The sequence below is a fragment of the Bradyrhizobium sp. TM233 genome, assembly GCF_036247965.1.
Taxonomy (GTDB): Bacteria; Pseudomonadota; Alphaproteobacteria; order Rhizobiales; family Xanthobacteraceae; genus Bradyrhizobium; species Bradyrhizobium ottawaense.
This window is the reverse complement of sequence record NZ_BTIG01000034.1, coordinates 16,167-38,914: the sequence shown is the minus strand read 5'-3', so window position 1 is coordinate 38,914 and position 22,748 is coordinate 16,167. Positions and strand designations below refer to the sequence as shown.

At 65.3% G+C, this 22,748-nt stretch carries 23 protein-coding genes and 1 pseudogene; 5 read left to right on the top strand and 19 right to left on the bottom strand.

Translation table 11 applies throughout. The annotated features are described in order from the left end of the window. Positions 1–228: 228 nt before the first annotated feature. From AABA86_RS32750 to AABA86_RS32685, 14 genes are all read right to left on the bottom strand, one after another. Positions 229–1,050, bottom strand: a complete 822-nt coding sequence (locus tag AABA86_RS32750; RefSeq protein WP_338309700.1) for a DUF2182 domain-containing protein — start codon at positions 1,048–1,050, stop codon at positions 229–231. A gap of 50 nt (positions 1,051–1,100) precedes the next feature. Further along, a complete protein-coding gene (locus AABA86_RS32745) occupies positions 1,101–1,730 on the bottom strand; it encodes a DUF1326 domain-containing protein (protein ID WP_338309699.1) in 630 nt (209 codons plus the stop codon). 231 nt (positions 1,731–1,961) lie between these two features. Then, a complete protein-coding gene (locus AABA86_RS32740; protein WP_338309698.1) occupies positions 1,962–2,936 on the bottom strand; it encodes a tripartite tricarboxylate transporter substrate-binding protein in 975 nt (324 codons plus the stop codon). A 24-nt stretch (positions 2,937–2,960) separates the two neighbouring features. Continuing rightward, positions 2,961–3,677, bottom strand: coding sequence for a GntR family transcriptional regulator (locus tag AABA86_RS32735; protein WP_212253710.1), 717 nt, complete (start codon positions 3,675–3,677; stop codon positions 2,961–2,963). A 23-nt stretch (positions 3,678–3,700) separates the two neighbouring features. After that, entirely contained in the window at positions 3,701–4,441 is a 741-nt protein-coding gene (locus AABA86_RS32730; protein ID WP_212253709.1) for an SDR family oxidoreductase, read from the bottom strand. Positions 4,442–4,463: 22 nt separating this feature from the next. After that, on the bottom strand, positions 4,464–5,234 hold the full coding sequence (locus AABA86_RS32725) for an SDR family oxidoreductase (protein ID WP_338309707.1): 771 nt from the start codon (positions 5,232–5,234) through the stop codon (positions 4,464–4,466). 15 nt (positions 5,235–5,249) lie between these two features. Further along, entirely contained in the window at positions 5,250–5,630 is a 381-nt protein-coding gene (locus tag AABA86_RS32720; RefSeq protein WP_028137140.1) for a carboxymuconolactone decarboxylase family protein, read from the bottom strand. Between the two features lie 30 nt (positions 5,631–5,660). After that, the gene (locus AABA86_RS32715; protein WP_212253708.1) at positions 5,661–6,899 is read right to left on the bottom strand and encodes an ABC transporter substrate-binding protein; all 1,239 of its coding nucleotides are present in this window, start codon (positions 6,897–6,899) and stop codon (positions 5,661–5,663) included. A gap of 33 nt (positions 6,900–6,932) precedes the next feature. After that, positions 6,933–8,168, bottom strand: a complete 1,236-nt coding sequence (locus AABA86_RS32710; protein WP_338309697.1) for an ABC transporter substrate-binding protein — start codon at positions 8,166–8,168, stop codon at positions 6,933–6,935. A 34-nt stretch (positions 8,169–8,202) separates the two neighbouring features. Further along, complete coding sequence (locus AABA86_RS32705) at positions 8,203–8,910, bottom strand: ABC transporter ATP-binding protein (protein ID WP_338309696.1); 708 nt, start codon at positions 8,908–8,910, stop codon at positions 8,203–8,205. Continuing rightward, positions 8,897–10,669, bottom strand: coding sequence for a branched-chain amino acid ABC transporter ATP-binding protein/permease (locus tag AABA86_RS32700; RefSeq protein ID WP_338309706.1), 1,773 nt, complete (start codon positions 10,667–10,669; stop codon positions 8,897–8,899). Before AABA86_RS32700 ends, AABA86_RS32705 begins: the two co-directional genes overlap by 14 nt. Before the next feature lie 2 nt (positions 10,670–10,671). Then, positions 10,672–11,607, bottom strand: a complete 936-nt coding sequence (locus AABA86_RS32695; protein WP_338309695.1) for a branched-chain amino acid ABC transporter permease — start codon at positions 11,605–11,607, stop codon at positions 10,672–10,674. Between the two features lie 80 nt (positions 11,608–11,687). Beyond that, the gene (locus AABA86_RS32690) at positions 11,688–13,082 is read right to left on the bottom strand and encodes an MmgE/PrpD family protein (protein WP_338309694.1); all 1,395 of its coding nucleotides are present in this window, start codon (positions 13,080–13,082) and stop codon (positions 11,688–11,690) included. A 32-nt stretch (positions 13,083–13,114) separates the two neighbouring features. Beyond that, entirely contained in the window at positions 13,115–14,074 is a 960-nt protein-coding gene (locus AABA86_RS32685; protein WP_338309693.1) for an NAD(P)-dependent oxidoreductase, read from the bottom strand. Between the two features lie 187 nt (positions 14,075–14,261). Between AABA86_RS32685 and AABA86_RS32680 the strand changes: the two genes are divergently transcribed. The 4 genes from AABA86_RS32680 (at position 14,262) to AABA86_RS32665 (ending at position 17,565) form a co-directional block, all read left to right on the top strand. Beyond that, positions 14,262–15,599 carry an MmgE/PrpD family protein gene (locus AABA86_RS32680; RefSeq protein ID WP_338309692.1) on the top strand — a complete coding sequence of 446 codons (1,338 nt, stop codon included), beginning with the start codon at positions 14,262–14,264 and terminating at the stop codon, positions 15,597–15,599. Between the two features lie 43 nt (positions 15,600–15,642). After that, on the top strand, positions 15,643–16,032 hold the full coding sequence (locus AABA86_RS32675) for a carboxymuconolactone decarboxylase family protein (RefSeq protein ID WP_008557256.1): 390 nt from the start codon (positions 15,643–15,645) through the stop codon (positions 16,030–16,032). A gap of 8 nt (positions 16,033–16,040) precedes the next feature. After that, a complete protein-coding gene (locus AABA86_RS32670; RefSeq protein ID WP_338309691.1) occupies positions 16,041–16,847 on the top strand; it encodes an N-acyl homoserine lactonase family protein in 807 nt (268 codons plus the stop codon). A gap of 109 nt (positions 16,848–16,956) precedes the next feature. Further along, positions 16,957–17,565, top strand: coding sequence for a cysteine hydrolase family protein (locus AABA86_RS32665; protein WP_338309690.1), 609 nt, complete (start codon positions 16,957–16,959; stop codon positions 17,563–17,565). A gap of 9 nt (positions 17,566–17,574) precedes the next feature. Here the strand turns inward: AABA86_RS32665 and AABA86_RS32660 are convergent, their stop codons facing one another. From AABA86_RS32660 to AABA86_RS32645, 4 genes are all read right to left on the bottom strand, one after another. Continuing rightward, positions 17,575–18,747 (bottom strand): DUF305 domain-containing protein, encoded by a 1,173-nt coding sequence (locus AABA86_RS32660; protein ID WP_338309689.1) that lies wholly within the window; start codon positions 18,745–18,747, stop codon positions 17,575–17,577. After that, positions 18,744–18,869 (bottom strand): hypothetical protein, encoded by a 126-nt coding sequence (locus AABA86_RS32655; RefSeq protein WP_338309688.1) that lies wholly within the window; start codon positions 18,867–18,869, stop codon positions 18,744–18,746. The genes AABA86_RS32660 and AABA86_RS32655 overlap by 4 nt, the downstream gene beginning before the upstream one ends. 219 nt (positions 18,870–19,088) lie before the next feature. Beyond that, positions 19,089–19,622 (bottom strand): hypothetical protein, encoded by a 534-nt coding sequence (locus AABA86_RS32650; protein WP_338309687.1) that lies wholly within the window; start codon positions 19,620–19,622, stop codon positions 19,089–19,091. A gap of 11 nt (positions 19,623–19,633) precedes the next feature. Beyond that, entirely contained in the window at positions 19,634–20,809 is a 1,176-nt protein-coding gene (locus tag AABA86_RS32645) for a zinc-dependent alcohol dehydrogenase (RefSeq protein WP_338309686.1), read from the bottom strand. 173 nt (positions 20,810–20,982) lie between these two features. On the opposite strand from AABA86_RS32645, the gene AABA86_RS32640 reads away from it, so the two are divergent. Continuing rightward, on the top strand, positions 20,983–21,765 hold the full coding sequence (locus AABA86_RS32640) for an SDR family NAD(P)-dependent oxidoreductase (protein WP_212253690.1): 783 nt from the start codon (positions 20,983–20,985) through the stop codon (positions 21,763–21,765). Positions 21,766–22,169: 404 nt separating this feature from the next. Here AABA86_RS32640 and AABA86_RS32635 read toward each other — a convergent pair. After that, positions 22,170–22,559: pseudogene (locus AABA86_RS32635) on the bottom strand (response regulator); the annotation flags it as partial. Positions 22,560–22,748 lie beyond the last annotated feature (189 nt).

The following is a 22,748-nucleotide window of genomic DNA, read 5'->3' as shown; positions in this document are numbered from 1 at the left end:
AGTGACGAGGGGGCATCGGGACCGGATATGTAATGTTATAACATTACATTCGTTGTCGGCGTCGTCGTCAAGCCGTTTTGCGGTTCAACTGAAGTTGCGAACGTTCAAGTGATTGTTCTTTGCCCTGTGGGAGCGATCGGGGCAGGCAAAATGCCGGACAGCGGTGCGCCGGAAGAACGGGCGACGCAGCCCAGCGTAGAAATCGAACTGAACGTCAAGCAGGTTGCATCACTGCGGCAAGTGCACCAGCAGCCAGGCGCCCGCGGCCACACATGCGATGCCGGCAGCGCGCGCGATCCATCGTCCGACCGGCGTCACTTTCTCCAGGAGGACAAGCAGCGCTAAAACCGCAATCCAGAGCACGTTCATCACGCCGCCGACGAACAACAGCGCCATCAAAACCCAGCAGCAGCCGACACAATAGCCTCCGTGCCGAAGTCCCAGCAGCAGGCACCCGCGCAGGTCGCTGCGAAAGCCGCCATGGCGCATCAGGAACAGAAACGGCGACTGGCATTGGGCGAGGCAGACGTCCTTCAGCGGTGTCCATTGATAGACACCCGCCGCGATCAGCACGATGGCGCCGAGCAGGTTGCTTGCGAGCGCCATCCGGGAATCCAGCAGGGCTGCCCGCTCGACCGCCCATTGGAGAACAGTGGCGGCCAGCGAAAAGCCGCACCAGGCAAGGAGATAACCGGCGGCAAACCAGCCGGTCGCAGCGAACGGCTTGCCCTGCGCCTTGCCCTGTCGGCCTACGCGGGCGTACATCAGGATCATGGGCGCGGCCGAGGGAGCCATCATTCCGACCATCATCACCGCCCACATCAGGAGCACGTAGGCGAACTCAAACGTTCGCCACGGCTCGCTCGTCGGCAGCATGATTCCGATCCCGGCCGGGATCATGCGGAATCCGGTCATGTCCATGCCGCCCATGTCCATGTCGTTGGCGAGCCAGAGCACATAGCTCCATGCCAGCGCGACAATGAGGCCGATCGCGCCGCCGACGATCCAGCGATCGCGCCGCAGCACGGTTTCCAGTGGGCTGTCCGTCATTGGCGATCGAAATTGCCGGGCCTGACGCAGGCCGGTTTCGGGAGTTTACATCACGCCTGGTTCGACCAGCGGATCGGCGCATAGAGGCCGTTCCTGCCGGAATTATCCCAGCGCATGCCATGATCGCTGAAGGTGTTGCCGGAGGCGCCGACCGCCATCACCATGGCATCGGGGCTGACCGGATGACCGATGTTCACCCACATTTCGCCGCTCGGATGCATGGTCGGCAACGGATCGACGGACATGTGCAGGATGCCGGGGATTTCCGCGGACCGCGTCTTGCCGTCGATCCGGAACGTGATCGGGACCTTGCGCACCCCCAGGTTCTTGCTGATCAGCGGTGTGAACGCAGCCATCGGACCGCCGGCACCGCCGGTGAAGATCGCAGCCAGGGCCTCGGTCTGCTCATCGCTGGCGCGCTGATCGATATAGGCGGCGATCGACCAATCTCCGTCTGCCATGACCCCAGGTGCGTGGAGGATGACGAGCACGTTCAGCCCATCGAGCGCGATATCGCCATAGCGGCCGCTCTCGATGTGGAAGATCAGCGGTACGTTGCAGAAGCCCTCAGTCGGTCGCGCGGTCAATGGGGGCGCCGCCGATACCAGGCAGGGACACACGATGCTGCAACTGCAATTTTCGAAATAGTCACCGGAAAGGTGCCATGGGACATCCGCCATTGCTCGCTCCCGCTTGGCCGAACCCGATAGATGCTTTCGAATGAGCTACGCAGGGTTGAAAGCTACGCCGCGCGGCGGAGCCCCGCAATGGGGCTCTGCCGATTGACGGAAAAGTGCGATCAGCTGGAACTGCAGCTGAACTCTCAACGCGATCGCCATCCGAGCGGAGCAAAAGCCAATTTCCGCTTTGAAATCACGGATATTTTCTGGACATGTTCCGGAGGGGCGGGCCTACTGCGGCTCGATTCCGGCCGCTTTGATGATCCGTCCCCATTTGCCGATCTCGGCTTTCAGGAACGTCTCGAGCGCTTCCGGGGTCGCGCGCTCGGCCTCGACTGGCGCCATGCTGAGTTCGGCAAAGCGGCTGATCAAGGCCGGGTCCTTCAGCGCCGTCTGCAGTGCGCCGACGAGATGGTCGACGACGGGCTTGGGCGTGCCGCGCGGCGCGTAGAGGCCGTACCAGGTCGTGACATTGAACTCGGGAACGCCGGCTTCGGTCGAGGTCGGCACATCAGGCAGCGTCGCGACACGCGTCTTGCTGGTGATGGCGTAGCCCTTGATCGTCTTCGACTGGATATAGGGCGTCGGCCCCGTCGCGGGATCGCAATAGACGTCGATATGGCCGGCGATGACGTCGTTCAGCGCCGGTCCGCCGCCCTTGTAGTAGATCGGGGTGAGCTTGGTATCCGTGGCGCTCATGAACATCAGGCCGCAGAGCTGTGAGGCCGAGCCGAGACCGACGTTGCCGAAAGTGACCTTGTCACCGGCGTTGCGGATGTGCGCGACCAGCTCGCCGAGATCCTTGGCTGGAAAATTCGGCCGCGCCACCAGGATCATCGGGACGTCGGTGACGAGCCCGATCGGGGCGAAATCGCCGACCGGGTCGAACGGCAGCTTGGCGTAGAGGGCAGGCGCGGTGGCCTGGCCGACATGCATCAGGAGCAGCGTGTAGCCGTCCGCGGCCGCCTTGGCGACGCGGTTGGTGCCGAGCGTGCCACCGGCACCGACGACATTCTCGATGATGATGGACTGTTTCAGCGTCGCGCTCATGGCGCTGCCGAGGATGCGAGCGATGACGTCGCCGGGACCGCCGGCGGAGAACGGCACGATCATCGTGACCGGGCGATTGGGAAAGTCGTCTGCGAGCGCTGCGCCGCAGGGATGAAGCAGGAGAAACAGGATCAGCGATCGTACGAGAAACTTCATCGAACACTCCCTGGCGGCATTGTTCTAGTCGTCGGAAGGCGCCGCCTCCTTGGCTGCCGACGATTTTTCGATCATGTCGAGCGCGGCCACCGCGGCCGCGTTGATGTGGTCGACGCAGCAACGCTCGGCGAGGTCTGCATCGCCGTTCTGGATCGCACGCCAGATCGCGGTGACTTCGCGAAGGCTCTTGTTGATCCGCTTCGGTTGCGACATCGACGTGATCCGCAGCAGCTGGATGCGATCGTGCAGCGGCTTGAGCATGCGCTGGATAAACGCATTGCGGCAGCCGCCGATCAGCGCCGCGTAGAAATCGGTCTTGGCTTCGAGGCATCCGACGAGGTCTTGCTTGGCCGCGGCCGCCTTCAGCCGTGTCAGGGCGTCGCCGATCCGGCGTGCCACTTCGGGGTCGTGAAGCCTGGCGCATTCGCGGCCGGCGAATCCTTCGAGCACCGCGCGTGCGGCGTAGAGCTGCCGGGCCTCTTCGAGGCTGATCGTGGACACCACGGGGCCGCGGTGCGGGACCATATTGACCAGCCCGTCGGCCTCGAGCGCACGCAGCGCTTCGCGGATCGAGGGGCGGCTGACGCCCATCATCTCGCAGAGCTCGCGCTCGACCAGGCGCTGGCCCGGCTTCAGCGTTCCCGACATGATCGCCTCACGCAGCTTCTGCGCCACCATCGCCCGGACGGTCGGGACGTCCTCGATGCGGAGTGTCGACTGCAATTCGCTACGTCTTTCCATGTCCGGGCCTTGGTTGGAATGATTCAATATCGATTTACAGGCAGAATCATCATTTCGGCAATTTGAACGTGGGCGGGCTGGTCGAGCGCGAAGACGATCGAGCGGGCGATATCGGCCGGATCGAGCGCCATCCTGAACTGGTCGAAATAGTCCTTTTCCTTCTGCGTATCGCCGCGGTACCGGGTCAGGATGATGTTGGTCCGGGTCAGGCCGGGTTGCAGCTCGGTCACCCGGATCGCGGTTTCCGCCAGCTCGCCACGGAGGGTCTCGGTGAACATGTGCACGCCTGCCTTGCTGGTGCTGTAGGCGGCCATGTCGGGCACGATCCGGACCGCGTTGATGGAGCTGATGTTGACGATATGGCCGGCGTTGCGCTGGACCATGCCGGGGAGGATCGCACGCGTGACGCGCATCAGGCCGATCAGGTTGGTCTGGATGATGTTGGACCAGTCGTCCGCAGAACCGATGTCGAAGCGCGTCCGGCCGCCGATGTCGTGGCCGGCATTGTTGATGAGAACGTCGACCGGCTTGAAATGATCGGGAATGGCATCCGGCAGGCGATCGACGGCCGTTGCGTCGCTGACGTCGAGCTGGATCGGAAACACCGCATCGCCCGCCGTCGCCGCCAGCTCTTCAAGCGCCTTGGCGTCGCGGTCGACCAGCACGACGCGGCGGCCGCTGTCCAGCAGCGCCTTGGTGATGGCCCGTCCCATGCCGCCGGCGGCACCCGTCAGCACGACGGTCTGGCCCGATTGTTCAGTCATCGCAGCACTCCCATTCCAGTTCTCATGCCACCGACCAGCCGCCGTCGATCGGCAGGCTGGCGCCGGTGATGTCGTTTGCGGCCGGACCGCAGAGGAAGACGACCATGGCGGCGACGGCATCCATTTCGATGAAGCGCTGCGTCGGCTGGCGCTCGCCGAGATAGTCGCGCGTCACGTCGGCGACGGCACGGCCGCTGGTCTCCGCCATCGTCGCGATCTTGTTCAGGATGGCGGGCGTCGGCAGCGTGCCGGGGCAGAGCGTGTTGCAGGTGATGCTGCTGCGCGCCGTCTCGATGGCCACCGCGCGGGTCATGCCTGAAATCGCCGTCTTGGTGGTGACGTAGTCGATGCGGTCCTCGACCGCGCGGGTCGAATAGATCGAGCCCATGTTGATGATCCGGCCCCAGCCGCGCCGCTTCATCGCCGGCAGCGCCAGGCGGATGAGGTGGAACGGCGCCGACAAATTGACCGCCAGCGCCTCGTCCCAGCGCTCGGGCGGAAACTGCTCGATCGCGGAGAAATGCCTGACGACGGCATTGTTGACGAGGATATCGATCGCGCCGCAGCGGTCGAGCAGGTCGGCCATCATGGCCTCGATCGCCTCGCGCCGGGACAGATCGACGCCGGCAGCGACGACCTCGACGTTGAAGCGGGCGCGCAGGTCATCCGCGGCCTGCATCGGCGGGACGAGATCGTGAAGGACGATATTGGCGCCCGCGCCGGCAAGGCCTTCCGCGATGGCGAGACCGAGGCCCGCGGTCGCGCCGGTCACGAGTGCCCATTTGCCCTTCATCGCAGCCACGCTCCGCTACTTCTTGTCGAGCTCGGCGAAGACTTCCTTCGCGTTCCGGAATGCATCGACGCCGGCCGGCACGCCGCAATAGATTGCGACCTGCATGAAGACCTCGCGGATTTCCTCCTTGGTCGCGCCATTGGCGAGCGCGCCGCGGACATGCGTCTTCAGCTCGTGCGGACGGTTGAGTGCGCAGAGCATTGCCAGATTGAGGAAGCTGCGCGTCTTGCGGGTGAGGCCCTCGCGGCCCCAGACGTAACCCCAGCAATATTCCGTGGTCAGATCCTGCATCGGGCGGTTGAACTCGTCGGCGGAGGCGATCGCCTTGTCGACGAACTCGTTGCCGAGCACGCTCTTGCGGATTTCGAGGCCGCGGTCGTAGGTCGCCTTGTCCATTGTGGTCTCCGTTTCTTGTCAGGTCAGGTCTCAGCTCTTGGGCCAGAACGGCTTTGCCAGCGCCAATTCCGGCGGGAACACCGTCACCGGCACGCCGGCCTGCCACTGCACGATCGTCATGCCGGCGCCGACGCGGCGGCCCTTCTCGTCGAACTTGATCTCGCCCAGCGGATAATATTTGGAGGGGCCGCCATCCATGGTGCGCAGCGCTTCGCCGACGGCGACGCGATCGGCCTTGCCGGCCTTCTCCAGCGCGTCCTTGATCACCCACATGTCGCCATAGGTGGAGATCGCATTCTGCGTCATCCACGGCTCCTTGTAGCGGGTCTTCAATTCGGCGATGAGAGCCTCATGGCCCTTGGCGCCCCAGCTGGCGACGCAGGTCAAGACGCCCTGCAGCAGTTCGGGGCTGACGGTCTGCAGCATGTCCGGCTCGGCGATCGCGATGCCGAACGAGATCGTCGGGATCTTGCCCTGGCCGAGGCCGAACTCGTTCATCTTCTCGAGCAGCAGTTTTGCATCCGAGATCACCGTCGGCAGGAAGAACAGCAGATCGGGCTTGGCCGACCGGATCTTCTGCACCAGCGACGTCGCATCCGCCAGCGGCGGGGTGAAGGTCTCGTCGACGATCAGCTGCAACTGGTTCTCCGCCAGCAGGCCCTCGCGCATCGCCTTGGCGGAGGCGATCGAGGCGCCCGTGTTGTCGGTCAGGATCGCGACCGTCTTCGGCCGCTTGCCTGAGGCCGTCTCCGCCAGCTTGATGAGCTGGGGTAACGCCTGCCGTGCCTGCGACCCCGCGGTGGCCGCGGTCTGGAACACGTATTTGAATCCGCGCTCGGTGATGAGGTCGGAGTAGGAGAGGGTGAGCATCGGCAGGTTGGCGCGCTCGGTCACCTCGGTCACCGCGAGGGTGAACGAGGACAGATAGGCGCCGCTGGCCGCAACCAGATCGGTCTCCTGCGCCACCATGCGCTGCGCCGCGTTCTTGGCCTTCTCCGTGGTATCGCCGGAATCGAGCACGACGAGCTTCAGCTTGGCGCCGCCGAGCGCCTTGACGCCGCCTTGCGCGTTGATGTGGTCGATCGCCATCTCGGCGCCTTCGCGCATCACCGTTCCCGGACGGGCATAGAGCCCCGAGATCGGCACCAGCAGGCCGACCTTCACCTCCGACGGCTGCTGCGCCCAAGCAGTCCGGGATGCGATCAGCGTGCCGGAGGCGCCGGCCAGCAGCGTTCGCCGCGATATCGTGATCTTGCTCTTGGCAGTCATGACAGTCTCTCCTCCCCAGGATTTGCGCGACGGCTAGGATTTCTTTGGCCAGAACGGCTGCGCCTGCGCGAGCTCGGGCGGATAAACGGTCACAGGCACGCCCGATTGCCATTGCACGATGACGACGCCGGCGCCGACCCTGCGGCCCTTCTCGTCGAACTTGAGCTGGCCGCCCGGATAATATTTCGACGGGCCGGCATCCATGGTGCGGAAGGCCTGCGCGACCGAATTGCGGTCGGCCTTGCCGGCCTTCTCCAGCGCTTCCTTCATCAGCCACATGTCGCCATAGGTCGAGATGACGTTCTGGGTCATCCAGGGCTCCTTGTATTTGGCCTTGAGCTCGGCGATCAGCGCCTCGTGGCCCTTCGAGCCCCAGTTGGCGACGATGGTCATGATGCCTTGCACCGTCTCCGGGCTCACGCTCTGCAGCATGTCGGGCTCGGCGATGGTGATGCTGAAGGACACCGTCGGGATCTTGCCCTGGCCGAGGCCGAACTCGCTGATCTTCTCGAGGCCAAGCTTGGCGTCCGACACTGCATTCGGCATGAACAGCAGCAGATCGGGCTTGGCGGAGCGGACCTTCTGGATCAGCGGCGTGGCATCCGACAGCGGCGGGGTCCAGACTTCCTCGACCGCGAGCTGAAGGCCCTCCTGCGCGAACAGCTTTTCCTTCAGTGCCTTGGCGGTGGCCACCGACGTTGCGGTGTTGTCCATCAACATCGCGACGGTCTTCGGCTTCTTGCCCGACGCGTTCTCGGCGAGCTTCATCAGCGTCGGCAGGCCGAGCTCGGACTGGCGGCTCGCGGTCGCCGCGGTCTGGAAGATGTATTTGAAGCCGCGGTCGGTCAAAAGGTCCGAATAGGACAGCGTCAGCACCGGCAATTCGGCACGCTCGGTCACCTCGGTCACGGCCAGCGTGAAGGATGAGAGGTAGGAACCGGTGGCGGCGACCAGATCAGGCTCCTGCGCCACCATGCGCTGCGCCGCGTTCTTGGCCTTCTCGGTGGTGTCGCCGCAGTCGATCACGACCAGCTTCAACTTGGCGCCGCCGAGCGCCTTGATGCCGCCCTGCGCGTTGATGTGCTCGATGCCCATCTCGGCGCCCATCTTCATCACCTGGCCGGGGCGGGTGTAGATGCCCGACAGCGGCACGATCAGTCCGACCTTGATCTCGCCAGGAGCCTGCGCGCGCGCAACGCCGGCGAGGCCGACGGCGGCGGCGCCGGAGAGCACGGTGCGGCGACTCAGTCCTTTTGAAGTCTTGTTCATTTTGTTTCTCCCCTGGTCTTTGTTTTTGTGTTGGTCACATGCCGAGATAGGCCTTCCGCACGCGGTCGTCGGCGCGCAGCGTGGCGTTGTTGCCTTCGAGCACGACATGTCCGGCTTCGAGGACATAGCCGTGATCGGCGGATTCCAGCGCCTCCGCGACGCGCTGCTCGACCAGCAGCATGGTCAGCCCGGACTGGCGCCGGATCTCGATCAGGCGCTCGAAGATGAAGTCCGCGGTCGAAGGCGCGAGCCCCATCGAGGGCTCGTCCAGCATCAGAAGCTTCGGCGAGGAGGCGAGGCCGCGGCCGATCGCGAGCATCTGCTGCTGGCCGCCGGACATCGTGCCGGCGAACTGATCGCGGCGCTCCTTCAGCACCGGCAGCCATTCGAAGATGCGCTCGATGTTGGCCTGCCAGTCCCGCCGGCCGCTTTCGGTCATCGCGCCCATTTCCAGATTCTCCATCACGGTCAGGGACGGGAACACCTGGCGTCCCTCCGGGACGTGGGCGATGCCGAGATGGGCGCGCTGCGGCGGCGGCACAGCGAGCAGGTCGACGCCGTCGAACGTGATCGCGCCGCCGCTCGGCTTGACGATGCCGGAGATCGTCTTGAACAGCGTGGTCTTGCCGGCGCCGTTGGGGCCGACGATGGCGACGAACTGGCCGGCGCCGACATCGATCGAGACGTCGTTCAGGACGGGTTTTGCGGAGTAGCCCGCGCTCAAACCTTCAATTCGCAACATGGCCCGCCCACTTCTTGCCGAGATAGGCCTCGACGACACGGCTGTCGCGCGTCACCACTTCCGGCAGGCCTTCGGTGATGACGGCGCCGTGGTCGAGCACGAGGAAACGATCGACGAGGCGTACCATCGCCTGCATGGTGTGCTCGATGATGGCGATGGTGATGCCGTCGCGCGCGAGCTGCTGGATCACGGCCACGACCTCGTCCGCCTCGCCGTGGCCGAGGCCCGCGAGCGTCTCGTCGAGCAGCAGGATGCGCGGTTGGCCGGCGATGGCGCGGGCGAGCTCCATCAGCCGCAGCTCCTTGGTCGAGAGCTCGCCGGCGACACGATCGGCCTCGGCGGAGAGCCCGACGCGGGCGACCGCGTCGGCTGCCAGCTTGCGGGCCTCCGCGTCGGAGCGGGCGCGCACATAGGCGCCGACCACGACATTGTCGAGGATCGACATGCGCAGGAACGGCCGCATCACCTGGAAGGTGCGGCCGATGCCGGCCTCGCAGATCACGTGCGGCCGTTGTCCCGACATGTTGCGGCCGTCGATCAGCACCTCGCCCTGGCTCGGCTTCAGGAAGCCGTTGAGGAGATTGAACAGCGTGGTCTTGCCGGCGCCGTTGGGTCCGATGATGCCGAGGATCTCGTTCTTGTGCAGCTTGAAGCTGACGTCCTGCACGGCCTTGAGGCCGCCGAAGGATCGCGAGAGGCTTTTGACTTCGAGCACGACCTCGCCGGTGGCGGCACGCTGCCGGGAGGTGGGCTTCAGGGCTGTCACGTTGGCAGTCGCCGCTTCCGGGGTATCACCGACCGTCGACTTGGATGCGGTGCGATTGCGCAGAAGATCGCGCAGCTTCCAGAACAGGCCTTCCGGCGCAAGCAGGATGACGCAGACGATGGCAATGCCGAAGATGACGCCCTGAATGCCGGGGATGCGCGCACCGGCCTCGGCGTGCAGGATCTCGGCGAGGGGGATCAGGATCACCGAGCCGATCACCGGGCCCCAGACCGTTCCGACGCCGCCGAACATCGCAACCGTCAGCGCCTGCGCGGACACCAGCATGCCGAACACCGATGCCGGGGTCACGACCAGCAGCACCTGCGCGTAGAACCCGCCGATGGCGGCGGCGATCGCCCCGCTCAGCGTGATCGCGCGCAGCTTCCAGGCCAGCGTGTTGATCCCGGCCGCCTCGGCCGCGGCCTCGTTCTGCTTGATCGCGAGCAGCGCCATGCCGAAGCGCGATCGCTCGATCATTTGTGTCAGCACGATGGTGGCGAGCATGAGCGCCAGCCCCAGCAGCGTGTAGAGGTGGGGATCGGCGAACTGCATGTAGGCGATCGGCGCCTCGCGCTTGATCGGAAGCGTCACCTCCTGGAAGCCGAGCCACTCGAACACGTAGAGAATGGCGAGCGGATAGGCGAGCATCGCCAGCGCGAAATAGTGGCCCTGCAGCCGGAAGGTCGGAAAGCCGATCAGCAGGCCGGCGATGCCGCCGAGCATGGCGGCGACCGGAATCAGCAGCCAGGGCGAGATGTCGAAATAGATCTGCCCGAGCGCAGTCGCGTAGGCACCGATCCCGAAGAACGCGGCGTGGCCGAACGAGATCAGGCCGGTGTAGCCGCTGAGCAGATTCCACGACAGCCCGAACACCGCCCACACCGGCACCAGCGTCAGGATCAGCTGGTAGTAGGAGTTGGTAACGCCGAGCGAAATCCCGGCATAGGCGAGGGTGAACAGCAGGGGAGGCAGCAGGGATCGCATCGGGAGCATGGTCACGTCCTCTCGACCATGCGCCCGAAGAAGCCTTGCGGACGGAAGAAGATGATGAGGAGGAAGACGGCGAAGATTGCCGCGTTCTGCAACTGCGTCGGCAGGATCAGCGTCGACATCTGCTGCACGAGGCCGATCGTCATGCCGCCCCAGAATGCTCCGATGATGCTGCCCATGCCGCCGAGCACGACGCCGGCATACATCACGATGACGTATTCGAGGCCGACGAAGGGATGGAACGGATAGTTGGTCGCGAGCAAGCCGCCGGCAATCGCGGTGATGCCGCAGCCGAGCGCGAAGGCGGTGCGATGCGCGCGGTCGACGTCGATGCCCATATAGGTCGCGGCGGTCGGATTGTCCGCGGCGGCGCGGAGCGATTTGCCGATCCGGGTCCGCGTGATCAGCAGCGAGAGCAGGATCATGATCGCCAGCGAGACGATCATATCGATGCTGCGGGCCTTGTTGAGGAAAATGCTCATGTCGAAGAAGGGGCCGAGCTCCCAGGCCGAGCTCGACAGCGGCGTCCGGATCGAGGCCAGCACCGAGCCGAACACGATGAGGCCGCCGTTCTGCAGGATCAGCGCGATGCCGAGCGTGAGGATGAGCTGGGCGTAATGGCCTTCGCCTTCGAGCGACGCGGTGCGCGTGCCTGAGACGTGCGAGATCAGCGTCCGATGCACGAAATAGCCGAACACGGCGAGCACGGGCCCGGCGAGCAGGATCGCGACGAACGGCCCGACCGTATTGCCAAACAGCGTCTGCACGCCGGCGGCGGTGAAGAGATAGAAGGCAGTGTACATGCCGAGCATCATGAAATCGCCATGGGCGAAGTTGATGACGCGCATGACGCCGAAGATCAGGCCGAGCCCGACGCACATCAGGCCGTAGACGGCGCCGATCAGAAGCCCCGCGGCGAGCGCTTGAAAGAACCCTTCCATCAGCTCCGCCTCCGCGCCGCTGACAATTCCAAGCTGGTCTCCAGATCGACCATGTTTCCCCCAATACTCTCCGGCATTTCTTATGATGCCGATCGTAAAGCCCGTTCCGTTGCGTTCAGACGGCACTGCGCGGCGAGGTCGCCGGCATTGTCGAGCTGCTCGCAATCGTCGATGAGTTGCTCGAGCCGGCGCGCGCGGTCCTCATCGAGGACTGCGGCTGCCGAACTGCGAAATCGTGCGCGAACATCCGCAGGTGTTGCGGCGATGACGTCGGGCAGAGCGTGCCGGATGGTCCGGCCGCCGCGCAGCTGCACGGTGACCTCCGCACCCTGCTTGCCGGGGAAGGCGGCGGTGAAGGCGGGATCTGCCTTGAGATCGGTGACCGCCACCAGGCGGATGATGTCGGCATCATCGAGCTCGGCGTAGTTCTCTTCCTCGATCTCGCCCCGCGCCAGCGTCGCCGCGACGCTGAAGGGAATGCTCATCTTGGCCTGGAGCGCGTTGCGGTAGGGCCCCATGGAATCGCAGCCGGGATAGCGAATCGCAGTGTCGGGCGCGCGGATGACGACGCGCTCGATCTCGTCGACGCTGGCGAGCTCGTGCGAGACACGAAGCGCGGCCTGTGCCGCTGTCTGCGCGAAATTGCAGGCCGGCACCGGCTTGTTGTAGACGGCCATGATCTCGCACTCGCCATTGGGGAAGAGCGCGATGCTGTCGGGCGCGGCCTGGCGGCGATAGGCGGCGAACAGGCCGGCTTCGCCTTCGAGGATGGTCTCCGAGCCGAAGGCGCCGGCCGCGGCAAGGCCAATTGCCCTGATCGCATTGCCGGCTGCAAAGCCCGGATGGAAATACATGTCGGAGCCGCCGGCATGCGGCCACTCGTTGAGTCCGCTGGAGGTATTGGCCGCGATCGCGATCGCGCTGGTCGCCTGGTCCTCGGAGAGGCCGAGCGCGAAACTTCCCGCGAGCGCGGCGCCCAGAGGGGCCACGAGGCCCGTCGGGCGATAGAGGCGTGCGAGGTCCGAGGTCAGCAGCGCGCGGCCGATCCGCGCGCCGGTCTCGTAGCCGATGATGGCGGCCGCGAGCAGCCTGTCCCCGCGCAGCGGCGTCTGTTCCGACAGCGCGAGCAGGGCCGGCCAGATCACGACGCCGTGGTGCGCGATGCTGGCCGCATGCATGTCTTCCCGCACGAGGCCGTGCCCCATGACGGCATTGGCGAAGGCTGCATCGGCCGGCGAGGAGAGCTGCGAGGTCCCGATGATCGTTGCGCTGCCGCCGGCCTGCGCAATCGCAACGGCCTGGCAGCTCCAGGGATGATGGCCCGCCTCGAAGGCGCAGGACAGGAAGTCGAGCAGGCAGAGTTTTGCCTTGGCGATAACGTCCGGCCCGAAATCACCAATATCCAGCGCAAGCACGCTCCGCGCCATCTGGCGCGCGAGCGGGACCTTGCCTGATACGGTCGGGTCGATCGTCATCGCGGGTCGCTCTCCCTGAAAGGCTGGCGCGATCAGCCGCGCATCTCGACCCCGGCCCACTCCTCGAGCACCTTGGCGATCGAGGTGAAGTCGGACGAGGCGCCGTACTTGGCGTTGGTGATCGCGAGCATCTGCCGCACCACCGCGCCGCAGACCATCGGCACGCCCATGGCCTCGGCCTCGTCCACGCAAAGACGGACGTCCTTGTAGGAGAGGCCGGTGGCGAAGCCGAAATCGAAGGTGCCGGGCAGCACCGCGCGGGGAAATTTGTCTTCGGAGGCGCTGTTGCGGCCGCTGCTGGCGTTGATGATGTCGATCAGCACCTTGGCATTGACACCGCCCTTGACGCCCATCGCGACGGCTTCCGACGTAATGACGAGCGCCGCAGCCGCCATCAGATTATTGGCGAGCTTGGCGGTCTGCGCCACGCCGGGCTTGTCGCCGGTGTAGAACAGCTTGCCGAAGTTCTTCAGGATCGGTTGCACGGTCTCGTAGGTCGCCTGCGGGCAGGACACCATCACCGCCAGCGTGCCGTTGACGGCGCCCTTGATGCCGCCGCTCACGGGCGCATCGACCAGCGTCATCCCCTTGGCCTTCAAGCCTTCGGCGACGAGCTTCGCTGCGCCAGGACCCGACGTCGAGAGATCGATGACGATCTTGGCACGGTTGCCGCTGCTGATGCCGTCCTGGCCGAGCGCAACGGCCTTGACGATGTCGGGGGTCGGCAAGCTCGCAAGCACGATGTCGGAACGTGAGGCGACATCGGCCGGCGAGCTGGCGAGGAGCGCGCCGCGCTTGACCAGCGGCTGAGTTGCCTCGGCCTGCGTGTCGTAGACGACGAGCGAATAGCCCGCGTCCATCAATCGTCCCGCCATGGGACCGCCCATGCGGCCCGTGCCGATTACGCCGAGAATCTCTCCCGCCATCGTCTGCTCCCTGTCGCGCGATCCCGTGACGGGCGCGCCTTCTTGATCTCGTTGGTCAATCGTCATCGCCGGCCGGCCGTCTCGGCCGCCGTCGTCGTGGCAGCGGGGACCCCGCGCCAACGGGCCGGATTGTTATGATTGTCAGACAAGCTGTCAAGCATAACATTTTGGGGTCGACAGTTTGCCGCGGATCGGCATAAGGTCCGGGAAAACGAGGAAGACGCTCCGCGTGCCGCCAGTCCCAATTCCGAGTGTGAGCAAGACGCTCGCCGATTTCGTCGCTGCCTCGTCATGGACGGACGTCGAGGCGCAGAGCCTTGAGGCACGACGGTCGATCCTCAATTTCTTCGCGACCGCGCTCGGGTCCGCACGCGATCCGGTGGTCACCGCCGCGATGCGGACGTTGTCGCCGTTCAGCGGTGCCGCGACATCGACGGTCATCGGCCATTCGGAGCCAATGGATGCGTTGTGTGCGTCATTTCTTAATGCGATCTCGGCGAATCTGCTCGATTTCGACGACACCCATCCCGAGACGATCATTCATCCGGCCGCGCCGGTTGCCGCGCCCGTGCTGGCGCTCGCGGAGACGCACAGGATGACGGGCCGTGAGGTGCTGACGGCGTTCATTCTCGGCGTCGATGTGGAGTGCCGCATCGGCAATGCGGTTTCGCCGCGCCACTACGCGCGCGGCTGGCACATCACTTCGACCTGCGGGATTTTTGGCGCGGCGGCGGCTTGCGCGAAACTACTAGGACTGCCCGCGGAGGGGATCGCAAACGCGGTTGGACTTGCGGCCAGCCAGTCGGCGGGCAATGTCGAGAACCTGCCCAGTGCCGCCAAGAATGTCAGCGTCGGCAACGCTGCGCGGAACGGGTTGTTCGCCGCGCTGCTGGCGCAGCAGGGCTATGAGGCGGCGCCGCGGGCCATCGAGGGCCCGCTCGGCTGGGCGCGTACCATGGGCGACGAGCCCGATATCGCTCGCCTGCTCGACGGTCTCGGCAAGACCTGGGAAATCGCGAAGAATACCTACAAGCCGTATCCTGCCGGAATCGTCTTTCACGCGGTGATCGATGCCTGTCTTCTGTTGCGCGAGCGGATCGCCGGACGCGTCGACCAGATCGAGCAGGTGGTGGTGCAGGGCTCGACCTTGCTGCTCGCCCGCGGCGACCGCCCCGTCGACAACGCGCGCGATGCGCGCGTCAGCATTCATCATTGCGCGGCGTGCGGTCTCTTGCTCGGCGCGGCCGGCGTGACCGAGTTCGAGCAGGAGACCGTCGTTCGGCCCGACATCGCGCAGCTGCGGCAGAAGGTGAAGGCGGAGCTCGACCGCGAGATGCCCGACGGCGCCGCGCGCGTCAGCTTGCGTCTGGCCTCCGGCGATGTGCTCACGGAAACCGTCACGTCGCCGCGCGGCAGCCAGGCTGCGCCGCTGTCAGACAGCGACATCGAAGCGAAGTTGCGCGACGGCATACGCACAGGTCGAAGCGATTGGGATGCGGACCGCGTCATCGACGCCGTTTGGCGGCTCGAGGCGGCGGATGACGTCGGCAATCTCCTGCAATCGCTACGGCCACCAATGGCCTCGCGCTGAACAACCACCAACCAGCAACTCTCAAGACCTGAAAGGGACGATCATGAGCAAGACCGAACTGTTCGAAAAGGGCCTCAAAGTTCGCAAAGAGGTGCTCGGCGAGGACTACGTCAACAAGTCGATTGCCGGAGCCGACGAGTTCACGCGCACCATGGCCGAATGGTCGACCGAATTCTGCTGGGGTGCCCTGTGGACGCGGCCCGGCGTCGACCGGCGCACGCGCTCGATCGTCAATCTGGCGATGCTCGGCGCGCTGAACCGGCCGCACGAGCTGAAGCTGCACGTCAAGGGCGCCCTGAAGAACGGGCTGACCAAGGAGGAGATCAAGGAGATCCTGCTCCAGGTCGCCGTCTATTGCGGCGTTCCCGCCGGCATCGACGCTTTCCGCAATGCGCGCGAGGCGTTCAACGAGGTCGACGCGGCAGGCTCCTGAGCTAATCAATGGCTGACCCGGACTACGAGCTCTTCGCCATCCGCTACGCGACACGGGATGCGCAGCGGAGCGAGCACTTCATCGGCGGCGACCCGCATGACGGGCCGATGCCAATGGACTATTTCATGTGGCTGGCGCGGGGAGGCGGGCGCACCTTCGTCATCGACACCGGGTTCAACGCGGAGATTGCCAGGCAGCGCAGGCGGAGTTTCCTGCGCTGCCCGGTGGAGACACTTGCCGCGTTCGATGTCGACGTCGGCAGCGTCAGGGATGTGATCCTCACGCATCTGCATTACGACCACGCCGGCAATTTCGACCGGTTTCCGGGCGCGCGATTTCATCTCCAGGAGCGCGAGCTCGCCTACGCCACCGGTCGCTACATGCAATATCCGCGGCTGTCGCATTCCTTCGAGGTCGAGGATATCTGCGGGATCGTGCGGCTGAACTACGCGCGCCGGGTGCTGTTCTACGATGGCGATGCCGAGATCGCGCCCGGCCTGACGGTGCACGCGGCCGGGGGCCACTCCGCCGGCCTTCAGTTCGTCCGCGTCAACACACGCCGCGGCCCCGTCGTGCTCGCCTCCGACGTCAGTCATTTCTACGAGAACATGACCAGCGAGCGTCCGTTCACGACGGCGTTTCATGTCGGCGACATGCTGGTGGGCTTCGACAAGCTGCGCGCCGCGGCACCTGATGCGGACCACATCGTCCCCGGCCATGATCCGCTCGTCATGAAGCTCTACCCGGCGCCAAGCCCGGAGCTGATTGGGATTGCGGTTCGCCTCGACGTGGCGCCGGCCGCAACGCCGGCGTAGCCGCGCCTCGCGAGTTCCAAGTCTGCCTCTGCACCGCGGCGGTTCGGAACCAAAGCCTTCGCCTTCGCATTCGCAATTGATCGCCGAATGCGCTTGATGGTGGAGGACGATGAGGGACAGCACGTCGGAAGTGGCCGACATCAGGGAGGCCGTTCACCTCTGCATCGACATGCAGAACATCTTCGCCCCCGGCGGTCTGTGGGCGACGCCGTGGATGGAACGGGTCCTGCCGGCGATCGTCTCGATCGTTTCGCGCCACCAGGCCAGAACCATCTTCACGCGCTTTATCACGCCGCAGGATCCGGAAGATCGTCCCGGCCAGTGGCAGAGCTATTTTCATCGTTGGAGCCAGGCAACGCGCAAGCATCTGCCGCGATCCGCGCTCGAGCTCGTGCCCGCGCTCGGCAAGTTCGTTCCGCCGGCGACCGTCATCGACAAGCCGGCCTATTCCGCGTTCAGCAATCCCGTCCTCGCGGGCCGGCTGATCGACAGGAACGTCGGCACGGTCGTGATCTCGGGCGCTGAGACGGACGTCTGCGTGCTCTCGACGGTCCTGAGCGCGGTCGATCTCGGCTTCAGGGTCGTCATCGTCGAGGACGCTTTGTGCAGCTCGTCCGACGTCGGGCACGACGCGCTCATGACGATGTACCGCACCCGCTTTCACGGTCAGGTCGACCTGGTGACAACGGAAGAATTGGCCGAGTTCTGGCGGGAGTAGGGGATCAGCTCAATTGACGTTGTCGCCGAGCATGTTGCGGACGGCCGTGGCGACGGCCGAAATGCCGCTCGCATCGTGCATCAGCGCGATCTCGCCCTGCTGGGCGTGGCGAATGGCATGCGCCATGACGCGCAGGCGCGGGTCTCCGCCACTGTGCCACATCCGGTCGGCCATCCTGACCGCGCCCATGTGATGCTTGCTCATGGTCTCGACGAACACCGCATCGAACCGGTCCGCCGGCGCGGCCTTGACCTGTCGCATCTCGGCCTGCGTCAAGAAGCCCGGCATGGCGGCACGCTCTTCCGTGCTGCAGTCGGGCATCTCCGTGTCGAACCAGCTCAGCCACCAGTTCTCGAAAATCCTGATCTCGCCGGCCTGGCTCGCGACCATCAGCATCGCGAGCATGCGCAGATGCGGGTCCTGGGCGCGCTCCGCGGCGATCCGGGCCAGCTCGATGCCCTGGGCATGATGCGCTGTCATGTGACGGATGTAGGTCTGGTCCGCATCCCTGTCGCGGCCCATCCACGGCGGCTCGTAGCCGTGGCTGCCGAACAGCGCGATCGCGCCGAGCAGCGCCATCACGACCAGCGCACCGGTGATCCAGGCGTTGGTGAAGCGGATGTCGCGCTCGGCTGCAGCGCCGCGCCTCCAGCGCAACCGGGCGAACAGAGGATACATCAGGGCCGAGGTGCCATGAACGAGCAGGCCGATCCAATAGGGCTGCTGCAGCGTGAACAGCGGCTGCCGGAACGGAAACAGCGGCACCAGCACGAACCATTCCGTGGCTGACGAGAACGCGGCCCAGGGCAGCGCGAGTAGCAGGATGGTCGCCGGCCGCAAGTCGGCGGTCCAGCGTCCGAGCACGCCGAAGAACACCAGCGCCCAGGAAAAATCCGCCCATTGATGAAAGGCGATCCCGGTCAGGATCGCGCTCCATGACGGCTCCGCGGAGATCGCCCAGTCGCGCGCAGGAATGGCGGCAACCGTCATCCAGTCGACTGCGGCATCGCGGCCGATGCGGGCGGCGAAGAGCTGGCTGACGATGGTCGAGAAGGTGCTGCTGATCAGGCCGAGCGCGGCGGCGGCAATCCAGCGCGAACGTCGTCGTCCCCCCGTGCCCCGCGACAGGCCGTCGTCAGCGCGCGCTGCATTGGCAAGTGCTGGTCGCGGCTCTGCGTTCACGTCAGCCGCTTGAGCTTCTTCAGCGGGTTGAGCTCGCTCGGCTTGTCCTGTTCGTGATGGCCGCGCTTGGCCTCGGCCTTGCCGTCATCGTGCAGATCCCGGAGTCCCTTCGTCTTGCCCATGGCTTGTCTCCAAGCGGCTTGTCTCCAAGGCGGTTTTCTCCAAAGCGACCTGCCTCCAGACTCACGCCGCTGACCCCGGCGCCTGAAGGGGCGGTGAACGCCGGGGTCGCGGTTTCGTGCAGTCTGCCTCCGGCAGGGGGACGTCGGAGGCGTTGATCAGACGCTCTGGCGCGCGGATGGTTCCTCGCGGCCCTCAGCGCGGATCGCGTCATGCCTTGGTCATGCTTTGGCGGGCGCTGCGATCTGCCTGGCCGCGGTTCGGGCGCTCTCGATGCCCTTGGGGAAGCCGCTGCGGTTCGGATACAGCTTGCGCCGTGCGTCGCGCGGCGGGCGCCTCGGCTTGGTGTCCTGCGCGGCCCGGTAGTCGAGCATGGCGATGCCGCCGACCATCAAGAGCGCCAGCGCGATATTGCCCTTCCTGGGATTGTCGGCCGTCAACCCCGACAACAGCGCGGCGGCATCGAGACCGTCGCCGCCGACGCGGGCCCACAGGCCGGCGTTCTTGTCGACCGACAGCGACATGATCCCGGCCAGGATCTCGCGCACGCCGAAGGCGCGGACCAGCGTCTCATTGCCTTCCATGCCCAGCGTTTCCGTGACGCGTCTCGGCGCGAAGAATTCGACGACGCCAAGACCGATGCTGAACCAGCCGAGCGCGCGGGCGAGCTGATCTTCCGGCCGCTTCAGGCTCGGTCCGCCCTCGATAATCGTCGGGTCGCCCTTGGTGCGGACGATGTTGGAGAAATGAAACATGGCTTGCTCCTTCAGGGCCTCAGCACGACCTTGACGCAGGAGTCGCGCTTGTCGCGAAACACCTGGTACATCTCCGGTCCTCGTTCGAGCGGGACGGTGTGGGTGATGACGAAGGAGGGATCGATCTCACCCTCCTCGATGCGCCGGAGCAGATCGTCGGTCCAGCGGTTGACGTGGGTCTGGCCGGTCCGCATCGTCAGGCCCTTGTTCATGAAGGCGCCCATCGGGAGCATGTCGGACAGGCCGCTGTACACGCCCGGCACCGAGATGATGCCGCCGGGGCGGCAGACATAGATCATTTCGCGCAGCACATGCGGCCTATCACTCTCCGCCATCACCATCTGCTTGGCGCGGTCGAGCAGCGTGTCGGGCAGGGAGGCCATCACATGTGATTCCATGCCGACGCAGTCGATGCACTTTTCCGGTCCCCTGCCGTCGGTGAGCTCGTTCAGCCCCTCCACCACGCTTTCGGTTTCGAAGTTGATGGTGGTGGCGCCGCCGGCTTCCGCCATGCTGAGCCGCTCGGGCAGGCAGTCGATCGCAATCACCTGGTTGGCGCCGAGCAGGATGGCGCTGCGGATCGCCATCTGCCCCACGGGACCGCAGCCCCAGATCGCGACCGTGTCGGTCGGCTCGATGTCGCATTGCACGGCGGCCTGCCATCCGGTCGGGAAGATGTCGCTGAGGAACAGCAGCTGCTCGTCGGGAATGCCGGACGGCACCTTGATGTGGGTGGCATCGGCAAAGGGCACGCGGAGATATTCGGCCTGGCCGCCGGGATAGCCGCCGGTCAGATGCGTGTAGCCGAACAGGCCCGCCGTCGCGTGTCCGAACACCTTGTCGGCGAGATGGCGCTTGCGATTGGTGGTCTCGCACACGGAAAAATTGCCGCGCTTGCACTGGTCGCATTCGCCGCAGATGATCGTGAAGGGCACGACGATGCGATCGCCCTTCTTCAGCTTGCCTTCGACGCCGGAGCCGACCTCGACCACTTCGCCCATGGTCTCGTGGCCCATGATGTCACCAGGCAGCATGCCCGGAATGAAATTGTGGAAGAGATGCAGGTCGGAGCCGCAGATCGCGCAGCTGGTGACCTTGATGATGGCATCGCGCGGGTCCTGGATCTCCGGGTCGGTGACGGTGTCGCACCTGATGTCCCCCTTGCCGTGCCAAACCAGCGCCTTCATCTTCCATTCTCCCGACTGAACCAGTTTGGCATCTAAGTCGAGGGGTGAACGATGGTTGCTACGCCGCGCGCAAATTCCTCGCACAGCACCGGCTGGCGCAAATCGCGACGCGGATAGGAACGAGAGCGCAAGGCAGTGATTGGGCGTGATCAACGTCAAGCGAGGACACGCTCATGCCCGCCAATCAACTCGCCGTCGTCACCGGCGCTTCCACCGGTATCGGCCTGGAACTCGCAAGGTGCTGCGCCCAGGCAGGTTTCAACCTAGTCATCGCGGCTGACGAGCCGATGATCGAGCGGGTGGCGGTCGATCTGCGCAGGCTCGGCGTCAGCGTGGAGGCCGTTGAAGCCGATCTCGCCACCACCGATGGCGTCGACAGGCTCTGCGCCGCGGTCGGCGACCGGCCGATCGATGCGCTGCTGGCCAATGCCGGCGTCGGCCTCGGCAAGGCGTTCCTCGATCAGGACTTTGCCAGGATCAAGCATCTGGTCGACACCAACATCACCGGCACGCTCTATCTGATCCATCGCGCCGGCAACGAGATGCTGCGGCGCAAGTCAGGGCGAATCCTGATCACGGGCTCCATCGCCGGCTTCACGCCCGGCAGTTTCCAGGCGGCCTATAACGCCAGCAAGGCGTTCCTGGACTCATTCTCCTTCGCGCTGCGCGAGGAGCTGCGCGACAGCGGCGTCACCGTCACCTGCCTGATGCCGGGCGCCACCGAGACCGAGTTCTTCCGCCGCGCCGGGATGATGGATACCAAGGTCGGCACCGAGGAGAAGGACGGCGCCTACGACGTCGCCAAGGCCGGTTTCGATGCGATGCTGCGCGGCGAGTCCGATGTCGTCACGGGGCTGAAGAATAAGATCCAGACCAAGGTCGCCAACGTCACGCCGAACGAGATGCTGGCCAGGCAGCATCGCAAGATGGCCGAGCCGGGCACGGCGAAGTCGTAGAGCGAGGTCGTCGCAATTTCTGCGGCGCTGCGCGGCTGAACGGGCGGACCGGCAAAAGCAGGAAAGCCGATTCACATAGCCTAATGCGCGGCGGCCCCGAAGCGGTCACATTGTGTGGGCTGGAAAGGGGGCTGCGATGGCGATGGACCGCATCGAACGGGCCTTTGTCGCGACTGCGATCACGGGTTTTCTCGTGATGACGGTGGCCGTCGCCTGGATGATGATGAGCTGACGCGGAAAGGCTTGCCGTCTTGCGCGTCGCGCTACCTTACGCCGCGGTCGTCTTGTGCCTGGCAGTGACCGTCTGGCTCGCCTTCGCGCATCTGTTCTGATCCGCGCCTGGTTGCGGGTTCGCTCAGCGCAGCCGGTTCAGGCGATGATTGCTGCGGCCATGCCGGTTGACCGTCGAGGAGGCTCGCCAAATTCTGGACCATGGCCCCGACATCGATCGGCTTCTCCCAGATCGGCACGTCCTGGAATTCCGGCTCGATGCTGATCCTGTCGTAGCCCGTGGTGAACACGAAGGGCACCTGGCGTGCCCTGAGCTCCCGGGCGACCGGAAAGATCGGCTTTGCACGGATGTTCACGTCGAGCACCGCGGCATCCAGAACGCCGCCATCGTGCAGCATCTCGATTGCATCCTCGATATGGCCGACGGGACCGGCGATCTCCGCGCCGAGCGCGCGCAGCGCCTTGCCGATGTCATCGGCAAGAAAATATTCGTCCTCGACGACGAGGATGCGGCGTCCCGTCAGCGGCGCGCGTTGACGAGACGACGAGGGTAATACGGACATGATCCCTCCCGCGAGCCTGCCAACCGATGGGAAACCAAGGGTCGGGGCCGGCGTGCTACCAACGAGGGAGGCCAAGGCGGGTTCCAAGGGCAAACGCGACTCCTTCGTCATTTGCCTTTGATCCGTTGGGAGAATACCGATTTCTGCTATTGGTAGGAGCCGGTGCACGCCGGGCATGTCGAGCGTCCC